Source organism: Pseudomonas sp. CHM02, from assembly GCF_000612585.1.
In the GTDB taxonomy this organism is placed as follows: Bacteria; Pseudomonadota; Gammaproteobacteria; order Pseudomonadales; family Pseudomonadaceae; genus Aquipseudomonas.
On record NZ_JFCA01000022.1, the window covers coordinates 94,859 to 114,014 of the forward strand.

Here is a 19,156-nt window from a genome sequence, read left to right on the forward strand (position 1 = left end):
TTGCGACCGGACCGATCCCGGCCTATCGTCGAACGCATGCTGTGCCTTTGCTGTCCATCCCATCCGTATTCAGGTGACGACATGCCCACCCTTTCCCGCCCCGCCGTCCTCGAACTGATCGGCAACACGCCGTTGGTCAAGGTCAGCCGGTTCGACACCGGCCTCTGCACGCTGTTTCTCAAGCTCGAATCGCAGAACCCCGGCGGCTCCATCAAGGACCGCATCGGCCTGGCCATGATCGACGCCGCCGAACGCGACGGCCGCTTGCGCCCCGGCGGCACCATTATCGAAGCCACCGCCGGCAACACCGGCCTGGGCCTGGCGCTGGTCGGCCGGGCCAAGGGCTACCGCGTGGTGCTGGTGGTGCCCGACAAGATGTCCACGGAAAAAGTGCTGCACCTCAAGGCCATGGGCGCCGAGGTGCATATCACCCGCTCCGATGTGGGCAAGGGCCACCCCGAGTATTACCAGGACGTGGCCGCGCGCCTGGCCAAGGACATCCCCGATTCGTTCTTCGCCGACCAGTTCAACAACCCGGCCAACCCCCTGGCCCACGAGACCAGCACCGCGCCGGAGATCTGGGCGCAAACCCAGCACGATGTGGACGCCATCGTGGTGGGCGTCGGCTCGGCCGGCACGCTCACCGGCCTGACGCGTTTCTTCAAACGTGTGCAGCCGGAACTGGCCATGGTGCTGGCTGATCCGGTGGGTTCGGTGATGGCCGAATACAGCCGCAGCGGCCAGTTGGAAACACCGGGGTCTTGGGCGGTTGAAGGTATCGGCGAGGATTTCATCCCGTCGATTGCCGACCTCTCCAGCGTGCGCCACGCCTATTCCATCAGCGATGAAGAAAGCTTCGATCACGCCCGGCAGTTGCTCAAGGCCGAGGGCATTCTCGGCGGTTCCTCCACCGGCACCCTGCTCGCCGCCGCGCTGCGTTATTGCCGCGAACAGACCACGCCCAAGCGCGTGGTCACGTTCGTGTGCGACACCGGCACGCGCTACCTGTCGAAGGTCTACAACGACCAATGGATGAACGACGCGGGCCTGCTGCAATACAAGCATTACGGCGACCTGCGCGACCTGATCGCGCGGCGCTTCGAAGACGGCCGCGTGATCAGCGTGAGCCCCGACGACACTCTGCTCACCGCATTCCAACGCATGCGCCTGGCCGATGTCTCGCAACTGCCGGTGCTGCTGGACGGTCGTGAGCTGGTCGGTGTGATCGATGAATCCGACATCCTGCTGGGCCTGCACCATGACGCCGCGGACTTCAAAATGATGGTCGCCAGCGCCATGACCAACACCCTGCAAACCCTGGCCCCCAGCGCCAGCCTGGCGGAACTGCAGGCGGAGCTGGATCGCGGCCTGGTTGCCATTATTGCCGACGATTCAGGCTTCCACGGCCTGATCACCCGCGTCGACCTGCTTAACCACCTACGGAGATCCCTTGCATGAGTCAGTCCGATAAAAGCGCGTTTGCCACCCGTGTGATCCACGCCGGGCAATCCCCCGACCCGACCACGGGCGCGCTGATGCCGCCGATCTACGCCAACTCCACCTACCTGCAAGACAGCCCCGGCGTGCACAAGGGCTTCGACTACGGCCGCTCCCACAACCCCACGCGCTTCGCCTTGGAACGCTGTGTGGCCGACCTCGAAGGTGGCAGCCAGGCGTTTGCGTTTGCGTCAGGGCTGGCGGCGATTTCCACTGTGTTGGAGCTGCTGGACGCCGGCGCCCATATCGTCTCCGGCAATGACCTATACGGCGGCACCTTCCGCCTGTTCGACAAAGTGCGCCAGCGCAGCGCCGGGCACCGCTTCAGCTTTGTCGACCTGAGTGACCTGTCGGCGTTTGAAGCAAGCCTGCAGGACGACACACGCATGGTCTGGGTCGAAACCCCGAGCAACCCGCTGCTGAGCCTCACCGACCTCAGCGCCATCGCACGTATCTGCCGCGATCGAGGCATCATCTGCGTGGCCGACAACACCTTCGCCAGCCCATGGATCCAGCGTCCGCTGGAACTGGGCTTCGATGTGGTGGTGCACTCCACCACCAAATACCTCAACGGCCACTCCGATGTGATCGGCGGCATCGCGATTGTCGGCGACAACCCCGAGCTGGCTGAACGCCTGGGCTTCCTGCAGAACTCGGTCGGCGCCATCGCGGGGCCCTTCGACGCGTTCCTCACCCTGCGCGGCGTGAAAACCCTGGCACTGCGTATGGAGCGCCATTGCAGCAACGCCCTGGACCTGGCCACCTGGCTGGAGCAGCAACCGCAAGTGGCACGGGTTTACTACCCAGGCCTGGCCTCCCACCCGCAGCATGAACTGGCTCGCAAACAGATGCGTGGGTTTGGCGGGATGATTTCGATTGACCTGAACAGCGACCTGGCCGGCGCGACGCGCTTCCTGGAAAACGTCAAGATCTTCGCCCTGGCCGAAAGCCTCGGCGGCGTGGAAAGCCTGATCGAACACCCGGCGATCATGACCCACGCGAGCATCCCGGCCGCCACGCGCGCGCAACTAGGAATTGGCGATGGGCTGGTGCGCTTGTCGGTGGGGGTTGAGGATGTGGAGGACCTGCGCGCCGATCTGGCCCAGGCGCTGGCAAAAATCTAACAACAACACCAATCCCCTGTAGGAGCCAACTGGCGATGACGCCCGCAAAATCGCCATCGCTGGCAAGCCGGCTCCTACAAAGGTGGATTTGAGCCGCTTCTGCAGGAGTCCGGCTTGCCGGCGATGATGCCCGCAAGATCGCCATCGCTGGCAAGCCGGCTCCTACAAAGGTGGATTTGAGCCGCTTCTGCAGGAGTCCGGCTTGCCGGCGATGACGCCCGCAAAATCGCCATCGCCGGCAAGCCGGCTCCTACAAAGGTGGATTTGAGTCGCTTCTGTAGGAGTCCGGCTTGCCGGCGATGACGCCCGAAAAATCGCCATCGCTGGCAAGCCGGCTCCTACAAAGGTGGATTTGAGTCGCTTCTGCAGGAGTCCGGCTTGCCGGCGATGACGCCCGCAAGATCGCCATCGCTGGCAAGCCGGCGTCTACAATGGGTTGTGTCAGCTTGAGGTGATGTTGGCTCGGGCTGCATGCAGCTTCTTGTAGCTCTCGATCAAGCGCAGATGCCGTTCCAGCCCTTCCAGCTTCATGCTGGTCGGCGTCAGGCCATAGAAACGCACGTCGCCTTTCACCGAGCCAATCACCGCGTCCATCCGCTCATTGCCGAACATGCGGCGGAAGTTGGTTTCGTAATCCGCCAGGTCCAGGTCATCGTCCAGTTCCATCTCCAGCACCGCATTCATCGCCTGGTAAAACAGGCCGCGCTCGGCGGTGTTGTCGTTGTACTGCAGGAACATCTCCACGCACTCCTTGGCCTCTTCATATTGCCGCAGGGCCAGGAAGATCAGCAGCTTCAACTCCAGGATGGTCAGTTGGCCCCAGGCGGTGTTGTCGTCGAACTCGATGCCGATCAGGGTGGTGATATCGGTGTAGTCGTCCAGCTCGCTTTCAATCAGCCGCTCGACCAACGCCTGCAATTCTTCCTCGTTGAGGCGGTGCAGGTTGAGAATGTCCTCGCGGAAGAACAGCGCCTTGTTGGTGTTGTCCCAGATCAGGTCATCCACCGGGTAGATTTCCGAGTAGTCCGGCACCAGGATGCGGCACGCCGTAGCGCCCAGGTGTTCGTACACCGCCATGTAGGACTCCTTGCCCATGCCTTCGAGAATCCCGAACAGGGTCGCGGCTTCCTGGGCGTTCGAGTCGGCCCCTTCGCCGGTGAAGTCCCATTCAACGAATTCGTAATCCGACTGCGCGCTGAAGAAGCGCCACGACACCACACCGCTGGAGTCGATGAAGTGCTCGACGAAGTTGTTCGGCTCGGTCACTGCCTGGCCTTCGAAGGTTGGCTGCGGCAGGTCGTTCAGGCCTTCGAAACTGCGGCCTTGCAGCAGTTCGGTGAGGCTGCGTTCCAACGCCACTTCCAGGCTTGGGTGCGCGCCGAACGAGGCGAATACGCCGCCGGTACGTGGGTTCATCAAGGTCACACACATCACCGGGAATTCACCGCCCAGGGACGCGTCTTTCACCAATACCGGGAAGCCTTGGGCTTCGAGCCCTTGGATACCGGCGAGGATGCCGGGGTACTTGGCCAGCACTTCGGCCGGTACATCCGGCAAGGCGAACTCGCCTTCGATGATTTCACGCTTCACCGCGCGCTCGAAGATCTCCGACAGGCACTGCACCTGGGCTTCGGCCAGGGTGTTGCCGGCGCTCATGCCGTTGCTGAGGTAGAGGTTTTCGATCAGGTTGGACGGGAAGTACACCACCTCACCGTCCGACTGGCGCACGAACGGCAGCGAAACGATACCGCGCTCTTCATTGCCGGAGTTGGTGTCGAACAGGTGCGAACCGCGCAGCTCGCCGTCGCGGTTGTAGACCTTCAGGCAGTACGCATCGAGGATTTCGCTCGGCAGTTCGTCGTTGGGGCCGGGCTGGAACCAGCGCTCATCCGGGTAATGCACGAACGGCGCATTCGCCAGTTCTTCGCCCCAGAACTGGTCGTTGTAGAAGAAGTTGCAGTTGAGCCGTTCGATAAACTCGCCCAACGCCGACGCCAAGGCGCCCTCTTTGGTCGCGCCCTTGCCGTTGGTGAAGCACATCGGCGAATGCGCATCGCGGATATGCAGCGACCACACGTTAGGCACGATATTGCGCCACGACGCGATCTCGATCTTCATGCCCAGGCCGGCCAGGATGCCGGACATGTTGGCGATGGTCTGTTCCAGTGGCAGGTCCTTGCCGGCGATGTAGGTGCCGCCCTCGGAGGTAGAGCCGGGCATCAACAAGGCCTGGGCATCCGCATCCAGGTTCTCGACCTCTTCGATGACGAACTCAGGGCCGGCCTGCACCACTTTCTTGACCGTGCAGCGGTCGATGGAACGCAGGATGCCCTGGCGGTCCTTGTCGGAGATATCCGCGGGCAATTCCACCTGGATCTTGAAGATCTGGTTGTAGCGGTTTTCCGGGTCGACAATGTTGTTCTGCGACAGGCGAATATTGTCGGTGGGGATATTGCGCGTCTGGCAATACAACTTCACGAAGTACGCCGCGCACAACGCCGACGACGCCAGGAAGTAATCGAATGGCCCCGGTGCCGAGCCATCGCCTTTATAGCGAATGGGCTGGTCGGCAATCACCGTGAAGTCATCGAACTTGGCTTCTAGCCGGAGGTTGTCGAGAAAGTTGACCTTGATTTCCATGGGGGCACACCAGAATAACGGGCTAAACAAAAATGGCCGCCATTATGAGGTTTTTCACCGGGAAGTTTCAGGCTTTTGACCAGTGGCTGGCTAAATGACAGATGTGCATTAACCTTTTCGCTGTTGGCGCCGATGGACTTAAGGCAACCAGGGAGTAGTCGGAATGCGCAATAACCAGCCTGTAACACAGCGTGAGATTTCCCTCGCGCCGTCACAAAAACTCATCTCCGCCACGGATGTCCGAGGTGTCATCACTTATTGCAACGACGCCTTCGTCGAAATCAGCGGCTTCGAACGCGCCGACCTGATCGGCGCCCCGCAGAACATCGTACGTCACCCCGATGTGCCCCCCGCCGTTTTTGCGCACATGTGGAGCGCGCTCAAACAAGGCTTGCCCTGGATGGGTATCGTCAAGAACCGCTCGAAAAACGGCGACCATTATTGGGTCAACGCCTACGTCACACCGATCTTCGATGGCAGCAAGGTCGTGGGTTTCGAGTCAGTGCGCGTCAAGCCCAGCGCCGATGAGATCCGCCGCGCCCAGGCCTTGTACCGCCGTATCAGCCAAGGCAAACCGGCGGTGCCGCGCCAGGACGCCTGGCTGCCGGCCGCGCTCAGCTGCGTGCCGTACGCGGCGACCGGCGTGGCCGGCAGCCTTGCCGGAATGTTCCTCAGTGCACCGCTGGCGATTGCCGTGGCTGTCGTCGTCGCGGTACCGGTGGGCGTGCTCTGCTCGCGCTGGCGCCAAGGCAGCACCTTGCGCCTGTTGCAAGGTGTCGAACCCTCGACCTCGGACGCCTTGATCGCACAAATGTACAGCGACGCCAGCGGGCCCCAGGCACGCCTGGAAACCGCGTTCCTCAGCCAGACCGCACGCCTGAAAACCTGCCTGACCCGCCTGCAGGACAGTGCCGAGCAATTGAGCGCCCTGGCCGGGCAATCCGACCAGTTGGCCACCGCCAGCTCCAAGGGCCTGGACCGCCAGCGCGTCGAAACCGAACAGGTCTCGGCCGCCGTCAACCAGATGGCCGCCACTACCCAGGAAGTCGCCAGCCACGTCCAGCGCACCGCCGACGCCACCCAGCAAGCCAATGTGCTGACCGGGCGCGGGCGTGACGTCGCGCGCGATACCCGTGAGGCGATCGAACGCTTGTCCGCCGTGGTCAGCGAAACCGGCGTCACCGTGGCGCAATTGGCCCGTGACAGCGACGAAATCGGCAGCGTGGTGGATGTGATCAAGGGCATTGCCGACCAGACCAACCTGCTGGCCCTCAACGCCGCCATCGAAGCCGCGCGTGCGGGTGAGCAAGGCCGTGGTTTTGCCGTGGTCGCCGACGAAGTTCGCCAGTTGGCCCAGCGTACCTCTCAGTCCACCACCCAGATCCACGCGCTGATTACCCAGTTGCAGGCGTCTTCAAACAACGCGGTGCAAAGCATGGAAAACGGCCAGCGCCAGGCCCAGGAAGGCGTGGCCTGGGTACTCGAGGCCGACCAGGCGCTGGTGGGTATCAGCGAGGCCGTGTCCCACATCACCGACATGACCACCCAGATCGCCGCCGCCACTGAAGAACAGAGCGCGGTCGCCGAGGAGATCAGCCGCAACATCACCACCATCGCCGAACTGGCCGACCAGACCTCGATACAAGCCCATCAATCCACGGACCTGAGCAAGGAACTGACAAACACCGCGTCCACCCAATACGCATTGGTCGAGCGCTTCAATCGCTGAGCCCCTGCTGAACGTCTCGTGACAAGCCCGCTTCCTGTGGTGAGCGGGCTTGTCCCGTTCACCATAAAGAACGCGCTCGCCACACGATAATGGCGATATGCTTGGGTCAACGCCCACCCCATCAAGAAGCCCACCCATGTCCATCACGGATAACCTCCTCGCCTTCACCTTCGCCGCCACGCTGCTGACGCTCACGCCCGGCCTCGACACGGCCTTGGTGCTCAGGACCGCAACGGTGGAAGGCAAGCGCCAGGCACTGCAGGCCACGCTGGGCATCAACGCCGGCTGCCTGCTGTGGGGCGCGGCGGTTGCGTTTGGCCTGGGGCGTTGGTTGCGGTGTCGGAAGTCGCCTTCAACCTGCTCAAGTACTGCGGCGCCGCCTACCTGGCCTGGTTGGGTCTGAACATGCTGTTGCGCCCCCGCCGCGCATTCACGAGTGCCGAGACGGATGCCAAGCCCGCCGGCAACTGGTTTATCAAGGGCATGCTGGGCAACGTGCTCAACCCCAAGGTGGGGATTTTCTACGTGTCCTTCCTGCCGCAATTCATCCCCCAGGGTCAGCCGCTGATCCTCTGGACATTCGGCCTGGTGAGCATCCATGTGCTGCTCGGCGCGTTGTGGTCGCTGGTGTTGATCAGTGCCACGCGGCCGCTTTCCGGGATCCTGCGGCGTGAAAAAGTCATCCAGTGGATGGACCGCACCACCGGCATGATCTTCGTGTTGTTTGCCGCACGTTTGGCGTTCAGCAGGCGCTGAGCAGCGGCTTTTTCGTCAGCAACACCCACGCCACCAGCGCCGACAGCGCCACCGCCACCGCGCCCGCCAGATACACCGACGCCACACCCGCCGCGCCAGCCAGCGCACCCGCCAAGGGGCTGGTGATACCCAGCGAGATATCCAGGAACGCCACATAGGCACCCATCGCCAACCCACGGGTTTGCGGAGGCGCGCGCTTGATCGCTTCCACGCCGAAGCCCGGGAACGCCAGCGAGTAACCAAAGCCGGTGAGCGCCGCGCCCAGGTACGCCATCAACGGGTCGCTCGCGCCCCAGATCAACAATTGCCCCGCCGCCTCGATCAGCACGCAGATCAGCGCGACGATGGTGCCACCCAGCTTGTCTGGCAGATGCCCGAAGAAAATCCGCGCACTGATAAACGCCAGGCCAAACGCGGTAAAGGCGAACGACGCATTGCCCCAGTCCTTGGATGCGAACAGCAGCGCGATAAACGCCGTGATCACCCCGAAGCCGATGCTGGAAAACGCCAGCCCCAATCCCGGTAGCCAGACTGCCCCCAACACCGAGTAAAACGACGTACGCCGCTGACTGGTCGGCGCCACGCCCTTGGCGCCGACCACGATGCCAAACGCCAACAACGGCAATATCAGGCTGGCAATCGACAGCCCGCTGAAGCCCCACTGGCTATTGATCACCACGCCCAGCGGTGCCCCCAACGCAAACGCGGCGTAGATTGCGATCCCGATCCAGGCCATCACCTTGCCGGCGTTCTGCGGTCCCACCAGCCCCATCCCCCAGCCCATGGAATCGGTGATGATCAGGCTTTCGCCCAACGCCAGCACCACGCGCCCGGCCAGCAGTACCCACACCGAAAGCACCGGCGAATCGACGAAGGCCAGGGAGGCCAGGTACAACAACCCCGAACTGGCCGCCACCAGCATGCCCAGCAACATGGCGCGCTTGGGGCCGCGCATATCGGCAAAGTTGCCGGCCCAGGCCCGCGACAATAGCGCCGCCGCGAACTGCGCACCGATCACCACGCCCACCACCAGCGTGCCCATGCCCAACGTCTGGTTGAGATGCAACGGCAGCACGGGCAACTGCATGCCGATCATCAGGAAACCGACGAACACCGCCAAGGTGATCGGCAGCATATTCAGCAGCACCGAGCGCTGCTCACTTCTGTGTTGTGTCATGACGCCCCTCCCCTTAACCCATGAAGTAATCGGCTTGGTCCAGGTCCGCCAGCAAACCCGGACCTACCGGCGTCCACCCCAGCCGCTCGCGGGTCTGGACACTGGACACCGCCATATCGGCGCCGGCCATCATGGCGAACCAACCGAAGTGCTCGCGCGGCCGGGATTCCACCGGCAAGCCCAGCCGACGCCCGATCACCTCGGCAATCGCCTTGAACGGCACCGCCTGGTCGGCGACCGCGTGATACACCGATTGGCTCAGGCCGTCCTCGAGCACTTGGCGATACACCCGCGCCGCGTCGGTGCGGTACACGCCCGACCAGCAGTTCTGCCCCTCGCCGATGTACGCCGACACACCGGTTTCGCGGGCCAGACGGATCAGGATCGGCAGGAAGCCATGGTCCCCGACGCCATGCACCGACGGCGCCAGGCGCACCGCTGCCGCACGCACGCCGCGCTCAGCCAGCGCCCTGGCGGCCGCCTCGGATTTGCGCGGGGAAGCGTCGCTCGGCAAGTCCGCTTCAGTCGCTCCGCGTGCCAGGCCAGACAAACCCGACGTAACAATCAACGGCGTGTCCGACCCCTTCAACACACTGTCCCAGGCCGCGATTAAACGGCGATCCTGCTCGCAGTTTTCGATAAACCGCGAGAAGTCATGGTTGAACGCCGTGTGGATCACCGCATCAGCGCTCCACGCAGCACGGCGCAGGGTGTCCAGATCATCCAGCGTGCCACGCACCACCTTCGCGCCGGTGGCAGCGAGTGCGCGGGCCTTATCGTCGGAGCGGGCCAGACCGCTCACCAGGTAGCCGGCGCCGATCAGGTCCTTTACCACTTCGGAGCCCACCCAACCGGTGGCTCCCGTGACAAATACGTGCATGAGTTGACTCCTCGATTATCCCAGGCGTATTGAAAGTTCGATGTCATCGGCAAATGGAACGGACAAGTAGCCGTTCTCGGGGGCGCGTACGTAGGCCAGGTATTCAGGGCAGTAATCGGTATTGTCGGCCACCACCAAAGCACCGCGGCGCAGGTGGCTTTCCACCAGGCGGAGTACATCGCCATAGAGTGCCTTGGCGCCATCCAGCAGCAGCAGATCGACACTGTCCGGCAGGTCGCTGGCCAGGGTCACCAGCGCATCGCCTTCACGAATGTGGATCAAGTCACTCACGCCGCCGTCGATAAAGTGCTCCCGCGCCAGGGCCACCTTCGAGGCTTCGAATTCACTGCCGATCAGCACACCGCCACCGTTGTCACGCAGCGCAGCGGCCAGGTGCAAGGTGGACAGGCCAAACGAGGTACCGAACTCGACAATCGCCCGCGCCTTGCTGCTGCGCGCCAGCATGTAGAGCAGCTTGCCGGTGTCCCGCGACACGGGAAGCCACAGGTCCTTGAGCATCGAATACAGCGCCACATACTCGGTCTTGCTGTGCATCAGCCGCTCGCGTTCTGCCTTCGATACCGTGTTCAGCACCGGGCTGGTGGCGGCGCAGGCCTGGGCATACAGGCGTTCAATCAGTTGCGCCAAAGGCGCGGTGGTCAGGCTCGACATAATTGATTTCCGTGACGTTGGGGCTAAGATGCGACTAATTCGTCGCATTAAAAGTATGCGAGTGATTCGTCGCATTCGCTATTCGCATTAGCCCCACCACCGGAGCCCTGCATGACCAACCGCCAGACCCCGCGGATTTCCACGCGCAAGCAGCCACAACAGGCACGCTCCACCGAGCTGGTGGCAGCGATTCTCGAAGCGGCTATTCAGGTTTTGGCCAAGGAAGGCGCCACCCGTTTCACCACCGCACGGGTCGCGGAAAAAGCCGGCGTGAGCGTGGGCTCGGTGTACCAGTACTTTCCGAACAAGGCGGCGATCCTGTTCAGGTTGCAGAGTGACGAGTGGCAGCAGACCACCCAGATGCTGCGCGCAATCCTCGCAAACAACCACGCGGCACCGCTGGAGCGCTTGCGCACCTTGGTGCACGCCTTTATCCGCTCGGAATGCGAAGAAGCACAGATGCGCGTCGCACTGAACGACGCGGCGCCGCTCTATCGCAACGCCCCGGAAGCCGTGGAAGTGCGCGCGGCGGGGCAACAGATTTTCGAAGGGTTCATGCTTGAATTGCTGCCGGGGGTCACCGAGCCGACGCGCACACTGGCCTGCGATCTGATCCTGACCACCCTCAGTTCAGTAGGAAAGGATTTCTCCGGCAGCCCACGCACGGCTGAAGACATCGCGGTTTATGCCGATGGCATGGCTGATATGTTTCGCGCCTATGTGATCGCGCTTAACCATTCCTGAAGCATCCGAGGCACGCTCGGCTCCGCTTTGGATCGATTGCAGCTGCTTGCAAAGGGCTGCTCTCGACCAGGCACACGGAAGATGACTAACCCCATGAACCGACTATCGACCTTGCACGCAATGATGGCAATATGATCTCTCAAGGAAAAAGTAACATTCGGCGCTAGGCGAAACCGGATGTCATGCGCAGAGGGATAAGGAATATGGCTTCGATTCAGATGGATGGTGAGGACAAGACCGCAAAGATCAACGACTGGGCGATTCGCTGGAGCGACAAGTACGAAGCCCTGGAGCTGACCTGTCACTTCCCCTCCAAGAAAAAATACACCCGCCCACTCAGTCACTGTCAGGTTTCGCCCACCCGCGAGTTGACCAACGTATTGCTGCACAAGCCCGGCAGCACGATCGCCACGCCTATTGCCAAAGCGACGATCTACGATGAGCGATATGCCGTCGTGCATTACCCGGGCGCCGAAAAACCCTATGTCTACAAGATGGATGGCATCGGCTTTACCGCCCCGACATCGATGAAGGACACGCCGGTCTTCCGCTATTTCAGCACTGTGGCGAATGCCCGACAGGATCACGCTGAGTCGAAGACTGACCGTGAAATTGCCGGCAATGTGGTACGCCAGCTCGCAAAACTGCCCGCCATTACTGGCACTGCCTTGCAAGCCTATTGTACGGGCCGCAACGGCACGCTGGCGCCAGGCCAGGGGTTCATCTATCCGTTCGGACTTAACGAGAGTCAGCTTCAGGCGGTCGAGCGAGCGTTCAGTGCGCAAGTCAGCGTGATCGAAGGCCCACCAGGGACCGGCAAGACCCAGACGATCCTCAACATCCTTGCCAATATTCTGTTACGTGGGCAGACGGTAGCGGTGCTGTCGAACAACAATGCTGCTGTGGAAAACGTCTACGAAAAGCTGGAGAAACACGGTCTGGGCCACTTGGTCGCCAAGCTTGGCAACCAGGACAAACGTGAAGCCTTCTTCGCCGACCTGCCTGTGTGGCCCTCAAGCGCGCCCGAGCCGGCACCATCCCTGGATGAGATCCAGGCCTTGCTGACCCGCTTGAAGCAGCACTTGCAAGACCACAACAGGGTCGCACAACTGCAAATCGAGCTGGACGAGCTGGTCATCGAGCGACGCTACCTACAGCAGTGGCAGGCAGAAAACGATGTGCAGGCCACAGGCTCGCTCGACAAGTACGGACTGACACCACGCAAGACTGCGGACCTCATGGCCTATCTGGCTTACCTCGGCGAGCAGCGCATTCATCTCAAGGACCGCATCGAGCTACTGCTCAAATTCAGAATCTTTCGCGCCAAGACATTCGCCGAGGGCGAGGCGCGCATGGCCATTTTCCATGCACTGCAGATGCATTACTACGACAAGTCGCTACGGGACAAGGAAGCTGAGCAGCGGGCGTGCCGTGAATCGTTGGCACGCGCGAATTTCACCGCCCTGTTGAAAGAACTGACAACCGCATCGATGCACCATCTGAAGCAGCATCTGCAACTTCAGGTACCGCCATCGCATAGCTTTGATGTCAAAACCTACTGCAGGCATTTCGACGCCTTCGTGCAGCGCTTCCCTATCCTGGGCAGCGGCACGCACTCCATCGTCAATTCGATCGCGCCGGGAGCGGTTCTCGACTACGTGATCATCGACGAAGCGTCTTTGCAGGACATCGTGCCGGGCATCCTGCCACTGGGCTGCGCAAAGAACCTGATCGTCGTTGGAGACAACCGCCAGTTGCCGCATATCCCTGTTGCACTAGGGCTCCAAGCGCCCGCCGAGGCCTACGATTGCGAGCACTACAACCTGCTGGATTCGTGCATTGCGGTGTTCCGCAACGCACTGCCCAGAACCCTGCTGAAAGAGCATTATCGCTGCCACCCCAGGATCATCCAGTTCTGCAACCAACAGTTCTACGACAACACGCTGATACCGATGACCGAGGACAAGGGCGAAGCGCCCTTGCGCCTGGTGGTGACAGCCAAGGGCAACCACACCAGGAAGAACACCAACCTTCGGGAATTGGATTCCCTGCTGAAGGTGCTTGAGGACGAGGGGCAGCCCGTTGGAACAGACGGCGAAGGCCGGGGTTACATCGCCCCGTTCCGGGCGCAAGTCAACCTTTCCGACACACACTTGCCGGCGGACTTCGTCAAGGACACCGTGCACAAGTTTCAGGGCCGCGAATGCGACGAGATCGTCTTCTCCACTGTGCTGGACAAGAAGCGCTACAACCAGACACGAACACGCATGGATTTCGTCGACGACCCATGCATGATCAACGTGGCGGTTTCGCGGGCCAAACATCGTTTCACCCTGGTAACCGGCGACGAGGTGTTCGCTGACAACAATGGCCACATCGCCGCACTGATCCGCTACATCAGCTATTACGCGCAGGACGAGCAGATCGTGCGCGCACCGGTCGTGTCTGCATTCGACTTGCTGTACCGCGAGTACGACCAGTCTCTGGCACGCTTGGACGCCCGCCTGCGGCCCGAGGATTCACGCTACAAGTCCGAGCAGATCGTGGCACAGTTGCTGCGCGAAGCGCTGTCAACCCCGGCGTGCCAGGCATTGACGTTCCACACTCAAATCCATCTGGATAAGCTCGCATCGCCGACTAGCCTCGACTGGACGGAGCCCCAGCGGGCGTTCATGAAACGCGCCAGCTGCGATTTCGTGATCTATTTCAGGGTGGGCAAGAAACCGATAGGCGTAATCGAGGTCGATGGCGGTTACCACGACCTCCCCGTGCAGGCCGCTCGGGACGCCATGAAAAATGAGATCTTGGCGAAAAGTGGCATTCCTATTCTGCGACTGCGGACAGTTGAGAGTGACATTGAGCGCAGAGTTGACGACTTTCTCAGGCAGTGGGCTACTCCAACGCATGCCACATAAGCTCTGGGTCAGAGGTCGTCAGCCGCTGATGGGGCAATCGACCAGAAGCTGCCCTGTATGAAGGTCGGCAAGCGGCCAGGAGCGGACCTTCATTTTAGACGCATTCATTCACCTATAGCGGCCTGTAGTAGAATGCGGATTTGAACAAAAGAAGCTTCATCATGGATGTTCACGCACTTGAAGAAAGCAGTGTCTTATCGATCACAATGGACCAAGCCCATCGCTATTTCGAGATGGTTGTCAGACTGGATGACGGGTCCAGAAACAAGCTGATGGCGTGGAACGCGGACGGCACTCAGCTAGCTATCAAGCTTGGCGCCCTTAACGTTCAAAACATCAGCGAACTCGGAGAGCTTGAAGGGATAAATATCGTTGATAATGTTCTATCCCTTGAAGGCGATTTTGGAGATATAACGATCACAGCTACCTCGATTTTGATTGAAAAGCTGATGTAACTACCGTGCGGGAGGCTACTTCGAGCTGAATGCTAACCGTCACGGATGTCTGATTGTGGCTGTTTAGTGTCTGTGCTGATCGGCAGCGATGGGCTGAAAGCAGCCACCCAGGCACTAGGCACCTCCCCAACTCAACCAACAATTCGCCCAGGGAAGCCGAGATGACAGGCTTGAAAAGCGCCCCTCACGATATTCGTGTAGCTGCATCGCCCTGCCACCTCGCCACTCCCAGGTTCGAGCAGCAGGGAAAATATCGCCCCCCGACGCGCATCGTTTCACCTGTTCCTCCACCCTTGCATTGGCGCTCCCCATCCCAGATAAGTCATGCTTGCTGTGCTCTCTCGGCCAAGGCAGACACTGAACGCAGCCCCCCAAAAGATGAAAGGCTTACGCAGTATCCTGGGTCATTGAACCGACCGTATCGACGTGATCACCAGGAAGGTTGTGGGCCCATCGGGAACGGACGCGCCCCGATCACACCCTGGCGCCTGTAGGCAATGAACCGCTGTGGCCTTCATGAACGTCTCCTTGTAGCTCAGTAAAGGTCAACCGGTACCTCACCTCTTCCAGTATCACCCCACCCCGCTGAAGCGTGCGCTCCGTCCCTGTGTCTTCGACACACCCTGCCCTGCGATAAAACCGGACAGCTCTTTCATTCCGGCTCAAGACCCAAAGCGTTAACCCCTGAAATCCATGCGCCCTCAACGATTGCAGACCTGCCTTCCACAAGGCCAGCCCGGCGCCCGTTTGCCAGTATCTGGCTGACACGTAGATGGCCATGACCTCGCCTGTGTTGGCTCCAGCCGCCTCTTCGTCACGGCTGGCGCCGACGGAGATCCAGCCAACGACATGCTTATCCGCCTCCGCGACCCACACGTTGGACTCGCCCGATTCTAACGAGCGAAGCCAAAACGATTCACGCTGGGCCAGGGTGGCTTCCAGCGAATTCAGGTATTGAGCAGGCATCAGCTCGCGATACGCATCTTGCCAACTGCTGATGTGCACACGGGCAATGGCCTTTGCATCAGAGGGTAATGCCTTGCGAATCATTGAAGTATTCCTTGTTCGTACACTGAACAATAACGGTGACTAACAAAGGTGACGGATTTATTTTTTCATTGATCAATCCGCCACTTTTTCAGGTTTCAAACAAATCATTGTCTGGTCGCATGCCTTGGCTGATATGTTTCAAACTCCACCCGCAAAAGGATGTGCCATGCCACCGATAGCCACGAACGCCGCACTGCTGATCATCGACATGCAGCAAGGCATGAACCAGCCGAAGCTGGGGCGACGCAACAACCCGGACGCCGAGGTGCAGATGCAGCGCCTGCTGAATGCGTGGCGGCAGTCCAATCGGCCGGTCGTGCACATCCGGCACATTTCCCGCGCGCCCGACTCGGTGTTCTGGCCCGGCCAGCCAGGGTGCGAGTTCCAGCCGGCGCTGCAACCGCTGGCCCATGAGCATGTGGTGGAAAAGAACGTCCCGGATGCGTTCACCGCCACAGGGCTGGAGCGCTGGTTGCACGTGCGCTCGATCCGGCAACTGGTGGTCGTCGGCGTGATCACCAACAACTCCGTCGAGGCCACGGCGCGTTCGGGTGGCAACCTGGGCTTTGCGGTGACAGTGGTTTCGGACGCCTGCTACACCTTCGATCAAACCGATTTGTCCGGGCGCCCGTGGCCGGCCGAGGACGTGCATGCGTTGTCGCTGAGTAACCTGGCGATGGACTATGCCGAGGTTTTGGCGACCGCCGAAATCCTGGGCACGCTGTGAGCATCGTGCCTGCCAACGGCAGGCGAATTGTCGTGATCGGCGACCATGTTCAAGATGCCCGCGCCCTGGAGCATTTCAAGGAGCCTCTCCGGCCACACCGTCTCAGCCGTTGATTGCAGCTCAGTGGCAGACCACCAGTGGTGGTCCGCCATCACCTGGGTTTCGTGTGTTGTCCATTCGGCTTTTGACAGTGCCTCGCTTGGCGCGTGAACCACAAAATACTGTTCGATGGCCAACACCGTTTCGCCACAGGGCAGCATCAGCACCATGGTGCGATTCCCTACGGGCGCTGCAACGGCATCCACCTCTATCCCGGTTTCCTCGCGCAGCTCACGCATTGCCGCGGCCTCGAAGGTTTCTCCGGCCTCTACACCACCGCCCGGGGTAGCCCAGTAATTTTGCCCGGCCAACGCACCGTCTTTATGCACGAACCTGAACAGCAACACCGCTTGCGAGGGGCTGATCACCAGGAGTCGTGCGGCTTTTCGCTCGCGCATTGCCTTCATGCCTTCCTATTGGGGGGTGAGGCGCTTGCAGATATGCCTTCGACAGCAGCGTGGTCGTTCGTGCCATTGCGGGCCAGTTCAACGCGTTCCTGGATCAGCGCCATATCGTGTCCTTGATAAAGATGAGTACGGCGGACAGCTTAACGCGTCACCCTCGCACTTTCAGCTGAAGGTAATCCACGAGGGCATCAAGCTTCCCTGACGACACCACCGCCCCGACATACCCGTCCGGGCGCACCAGCACCCAATCGCCAATCGCCAGTCCGTAGGCGCGTTGAACGTGGCCCTGGTCGTCGATCACGTCACCCTTTAGCCCAACAATATGCACCTGCACGCCCGGCCACGCCGGCGCTGAGTCACGTGCAGCACCGTAGCCCAACAGCGTCCAGTGCGTACCCTTGAACAGGTTGAACAGCCGCAACGCTTGCCCAGCGGCACCTCGGACCGGCGCGTCCGGCGCTCGGTCGCCCGCAGCGACGCCATTACGCGCGGGGTGCTGCAACGCCAGCGAGGACGCTGGGTAGCCGATATCCAGTTGGTGCACTTCCCTGCCCCGGCGCAGCTCGCCGTTCTTCATCTCGCCCAGCAGCTGGGTGGACAGGCCGAGCACGGAGGCGGCGACCGGCCGGCGCTCTTCTTCGTAGGTGTCGAGCAAGGCCTCGGGCGCACCCTGCACCACCGCTGCCAGCTTCCAGCCGAGGTTGTAGGCGTCCTGCACGCTGGTATTGAGGCCCTGTCCGCCGGTGGGCGGATGGATATGGGCGGCGTCCCCCATCAGCAGCACTCGCCCCAGGCGGTATTGATCGGCCAGGCGCGCATTCATGGTGTAGGCCGATGCCCAGGACACGCTGTGCACCTGGATATCGGCGCGACCGGTGCGTTGGGCGATAATCGCGGTGAGCCCTTCGGCGCTGAAGTCGATGTCGACATCAGGGGGAATCGGCCCCTGAATCTGGAACAGGTCGGTGCCGGCCAACGGGCATAGGGCGATCTGGCGCTGCGCATCCCCTTCACCGAAGCGGTGCCAGGCGTCACGCGCAAGGCCGGTGAGCACCACATCCGCCACCAGGGCATGCACGCCAAGGGTTTTGCAGGGGAAACCGATATCCAGCGCATGCCGGACAAAGCTGCGACCGCCATCAGCCCCCACCAGCCAACGCACACGCACGTTTTCTTCGCCGGCCTTGCCGAGCACCCGCGCCGTGACGCCCTCGACGTCTTGTTCGAAGCCGACCAGTTCACAGCCAAACTCGGGGCGGTGGCCCAGTTCGAGCAGGCGCTCGCGCATCACTTGCTCGGTCAGAAACTGCGGCACCATCAACGGTTGCTGGTAGGGTTCGGCCGGTGTCGGGGCCTTGGCCGGTGTGAATTCAACATCGCTGTAGCGGCCATCGTCGCGGTAGCGCCGGTCAGTCGGATAGACTCCACCCACGGCCATCAACCGGTCGAGCATTCCCAGGTCTTCGAAGACTTCCTGAGACCTTGGCTGGATGCCCTTGCCACGCGAGCCGTGGAAAGGCTGGTGGTTTTTTTCGATCAGGCGGAAGCTGACGCCCCTTCTCGCTAGGTCGATCGCCAGGGTCAGGCCGGCGGCACCGGCACCACAAATCAGTACATCGACAGCCAATTGCGCTTTCATATGGATCACCTATATGTGTAATACGCACATATTAAGAGAGGCCAACACCGTGTCAATTAAAAATGTGCAAAAAGCACATATATCCGCCCAGCTGCGTGATTTGCATGGCTCACTGGTTGAGATCGTGGGGGTGATGAACCGCCCGCAACGCGACGAGGCGATGGTGCGCGAAGCCGGGATTTCCCTGGATCGCGCCCTGTTTCCGCTGCTGGTGCTGGTGGAGCGGCTGGGGCCGATTGGCGTGGTCGAACTCGCCGACCGCGTGGGCCGCGACTACACCACCGTGAGCCGACAAGTGGCGAAGCTGGAAAGCCAGGGCCTGGTTTCGCGCCAGGCAAGCGCCCTCGACCGCCGCGTGCGCGAGTCGGTGATCACCGAGAAAGGCAAGGCCATGACTGACCGCGTCGATGACGCGCGGGAGAGGATGGGTGTGTCGATCTTCTCGACTTGGGATGAGGGTGATTTCGACAACCTGGTGCGGCTGATGCGCAAATTTGCCGAAGACATCAAGGAGGATTCAGTGCGTGCGACGAAGGACATTTCCTAAGGCGATACACGTTTCCCAGCGCCTGATGAGGAGTGTTGTGGTGAGCGGGCCTGTTGTAGTGAGTGGGCTTGTTGTGGTGAGCGGGCTTGCCCCGCGCT

The 19,156-nt window shown here is 61.3% G+C and carries 14 protein-coding genes and 3 pseudogenes; 9 read left to right on the plus strand and 8 right to left on the minus strand.

Translation table 11 applies throughout. The features are described from left to right. Nucleotides 1-81 precede the first annotated feature (81 nt). Together BM70_RS0114685 and BM70_RS0114690 are read left to right on the plus strand one after the other, a co-directional pair. Complete coding sequence (locus BM70_RS0114685; protein ID WP_025856710.1) at nucleotides 82-1,458, plus strand: cystathionine beta-synthase; 1,377 nt, start codon at nucleotides 82-84, stop codon at nucleotides 1,456-1,458. Next, complete coding sequence (locus BM70_RS0114690; protein ID WP_025856711.1) at nucleotides 1,455-2,621, plus strand: cystathionine gamma-synthase; 1,167 nt, start codon at nucleotides 1,455-1,457, stop codon at nucleotides 2,619-2,621. Before BM70_RS0114685 ends, BM70_RS0114690 begins: the two co-directional genes overlap by 4 nt. Before the next feature lie 441 nt (nucleotides 2,622-3,062). Here the strand turns inward: BM70_RS0114690 and BM70_RS0114695 are convergent, their stop codons facing one another. Further along, a complete protein-coding gene (locus BM70_RS0114695; protein ID WP_025856712.1) occupies nucleotides 3,063-5,261 on the minus strand; it encodes an OsmC domain/YcaO domain-containing protein in 2,199 nt (732 codons plus the stop codon). Between the two features lie 163 nt (nucleotides 5,262-5,424). Between BM70_RS0114695 and BM70_RS0114700 the strand changes: the two genes are divergently transcribed. Together BM70_RS0114700 and BM70_RS31305 are read left to right on the plus strand one after the other, a co-directional pair. After that, a complete protein-coding gene (locus tag BM70_RS0114700; RefSeq protein WP_025856713.1) occupies nucleotides 5,425-6,990 on the plus strand; it encodes a PAS domain-containing methyl-accepting chemotaxis protein in 1,566 nt (521 codons plus the stop codon). 136 nt (nucleotides 6,991-7,126) lie between these two features. Further along, nucleotides 7,127-7,746 (plus strand): annotated as a pseudogene (locus tag BM70_RS31305) (LysE family translocator). Here the strand turns inward: BM70_RS31305 and BM70_RS0114710 are convergent. The 3 genes from BM70_RS0114710 to BM70_RS0114720 are packed head-to-tail and all read right to left on the minus strand — an operon-like array spanning nucleotide 7,733 to nucleotide 10,475. Beyond that, nucleotides 7,733-8,923, minus strand: coding sequence for an arabinose transporter (locus tag BM70_RS0114710; protein ID WP_025856714.1), 1,191 nt, complete (start codon nucleotides 8,921-8,923; stop codon nucleotides 7,733-7,735). The pseudogene BM70_RS31305 and the gene BM70_RS0114710 sit on opposite strands and share 14 nt — an antisense overlap. A gap of 13 nt (nucleotides 8,924-8,936) precedes the next feature. Further along, nucleotides 8,937-9,803, minus strand: a complete 867-nt coding sequence (locus tag BM70_RS0114715) for an SDR family oxidoreductase (protein WP_025856715.1) — start codon at nucleotides 9,801-9,803, stop codon at nucleotides 8,937-8,939. Between the two features lie 15 nt (nucleotides 9,804-9,818). Further along, nucleotides 9,819-10,475 (minus strand): O-methyltransferase, encoded by a 657-nt coding sequence (locus BM70_RS0114720; RefSeq protein WP_025856716.1) that lies wholly within the window; start codon nucleotides 10,473-10,475, stop codon nucleotides 9,819-9,821. Nucleotides 10,476-10,586: 111 nt separating this feature from the next. Between BM70_RS0114720 and BM70_RS0114725 the strand changes: the two genes are divergently transcribed. The 3 genes from BM70_RS0114725 to BM70_RS0114735 all read left to right on the plus strand — a co-directional run bounded on the left by BM70_RS0114725 (nucleotide 10,587) and on the right by BM70_RS0114735 (nucleotide 14,589). Beyond that, a complete protein-coding gene (locus BM70_RS0114725) occupies nucleotides 10,587-11,219 on the plus strand; it encodes a TetR family transcriptional regulator (RefSeq protein WP_025856717.1) in 633 nt (210 codons plus the stop codon). Nucleotides 11,220-11,422: 203 nt separating this feature from the next. Further along, entirely contained in the window at nucleotides 11,423-14,134 is a 2,712-nt protein-coding gene (locus tag BM70_RS0114730) for an AAA domain-containing protein (protein WP_025856718.1), read from the plus strand. A gap of 161 nt (nucleotides 14,135-14,295) precedes the next feature. After that, a complete protein-coding gene (locus tag BM70_RS0114735; protein ID WP_025856719.1) occupies nucleotides 14,296-14,589 on the plus strand; it encodes a hypothetical protein in 294 nt (97 codons plus the stop codon). Between the two features lie 152 nt (nucleotides 14,590-14,741). On the opposite strand, the pseudogene BM70_RS33085 reads toward BM70_RS0114735, so the two are convergent. Next, nucleotides 14,742-14,846 (minus strand): annotated as a pseudogene (locus tag BM70_RS33085) (30S ribosomal protein S5 alanine N-acetyltransferase); the annotation flags it as partial. Nucleotides 14,847-15,063: 217 nt separating this feature from the next. After that, on the minus strand, nucleotides 15,064-15,639 hold the full coding sequence (locus BM70_RS0114740) for a GNAT family N-acetyltransferase (protein ID WP_025856720.1): 576 nt from the start codon (nucleotides 15,637-15,639) through the stop codon (nucleotides 15,064-15,066). Nucleotides 15,640-15,805: 166 nt separating this feature from the next. On the opposite strand from BM70_RS0114740, the gene BM70_RS0114745 reads away from it, so the two are divergent. Further along, entirely contained in the window at nucleotides 15,806-16,366 is a 561-nt protein-coding gene (locus tag BM70_RS0114745) for a cysteine hydrolase family protein (protein ID WP_025856721.1), read from the plus strand. Between the two features lie 53 nt (nucleotides 16,367-16,419). Here BM70_RS0114745 and BM70_RS0114750 read toward each other — a convergent pair. Both BM70_RS0114750 and BM70_RS0114755 read right to left on the minus strand, forming a co-directional pair. Further along, nucleotides 16,420-16,863 (minus strand): annotated as a pseudogene (locus tag BM70_RS0114750) (NUDIX hydrolase); the annotation flags it as partial. A gap of 157 nt (nucleotides 16,864-17,020) precedes the next feature. Continuing rightward, entirely contained in the window at nucleotides 17,021-18,511 is a 1,491-nt protein-coding gene (locus BM70_RS0114755; RefSeq protein ID WP_025856723.1) for an FAD-dependent oxidoreductase, read from the minus strand. Between the two features lie 133 nt (nucleotides 18,512-18,644). Here BM70_RS0114755 and BM70_RS0114760 point away from each other — a divergent pair, with 133 nt between their 5' ends. Continuing rightward, nucleotides 18,645-19,058 carry a MarR family winged helix-turn-helix transcriptional regulator gene (locus BM70_RS0114760; protein WP_218187293.1) on the plus strand — a complete coding sequence of 138 codons (414 nt, stop codon included), beginning with the start codon at nucleotides 18,645-18,647 and terminating at the stop codon, nucleotides 19,056-19,058. Nucleotides 19,059-19,156 lie beyond the last annotated feature (98 nt).

What these genes read in the sequence shown, in the direction of transcription:
- BM70_RS0114745 (WP_025856721.1), top strand. Translation starts at nt 15,806, where the DNA reads ATGCCACCGATAGCCACGAACGCCGCACTGCTGATCATCGACATGCAG.
- BM70_RS0114700 (WP_025856713.1), top strand. Translation starts at nt 5,425, where the DNA reads ATGCGCAATAACCAGCCTGTAACACAGCGTGAGATTTCCCTCGCGCCG.
- BM70_RS0114710 (WP_025856714.1), bottom strand. Translation starts at nt 8,923, where the DNA reads ATGACACAACACAGAAGTGAGCAGCGCTCGGTGCTGCTGAATATGCTG.
- BM70_RS0114690 (WP_025856711.1), top strand. Translation starts at nt 1,455, where the DNA reads ATGAGTCAGTCCGATAAAAGCGCGTTTGCCACCCGTGTGATCCACGCC.
- BM70_RS0114740 (WP_025856720.1), bottom strand. Translation starts at nt 15,639, where the DNA reads ATGATTCGCAAGGCATTACCCTCTGATGCAAAGGCCATTGCCCGTGTG.
- BM70_RS0114760 (WP_218187293.1), top strand. Translation starts at nt 18,645, where the DNA reads ATGAACCGCCCGCAACGCGACGAGGCGATGGTGCGCGAAGCCGGGATT.
- BM70_RS0114720 (WP_025856716.1), bottom strand. Translation starts at nt 10,475, where the DNA reads ATGTCGAGCCTGACCACCGCGCCTTTGGCGCAACTGATTGAACGCCTG.
- BM70_RS0114725 (WP_025856717.1), top strand. Translation starts at nt 10,587, where the DNA reads ATGACCAACCGCCAGACCCCGCGGATTTCCACGCGCAAGCAGCCACAA.
- BM70_RS0114715 (WP_025856715.1), bottom strand. Translation starts at nt 9,803, where the DNA reads ATGCACGTATTTGTCACGGGAGCCACCGGTTGGGTGGGCTCCGAAGTG.
- BM70_RS0114685 (WP_025856710.1), top strand. Translation starts at nt 82, where the DNA reads ATGCCCACCCTTTCCCGCCCCGCCGTCCTCGAACTGATCGGCAACACG.
- BM70_RS0114695 (WP_025856712.1), bottom strand. Translation starts at nt 5,261, where the DNA reads ATGGAAATCAAGGTCAACTTTCTCGACAACCTCCGGCTAGAAGCCAAG.
- BM70_RS0114730 (WP_025856718.1), top strand. Translation starts at nt 11,423, where the DNA reads ATGGCTTCGATTCAGATGGATGGTGAGGACAAGACCGCAAAGATCAAC.
- BM70_RS0114735 (WP_025856719.1), top strand. Translation starts at nt 14,296, where the DNA reads ATGGATGTTCACGCACTTGAAGAAAGCAGTGTCTTATCGATCACAATG.
- BM70_RS0114755 (WP_025856723.1), bottom strand. Translation starts at nt 18,511, where the DNA reads ATGAAAGCGCAATTGGCTGTCGATGTACTGATTTGTGGTGCCGGTGCC.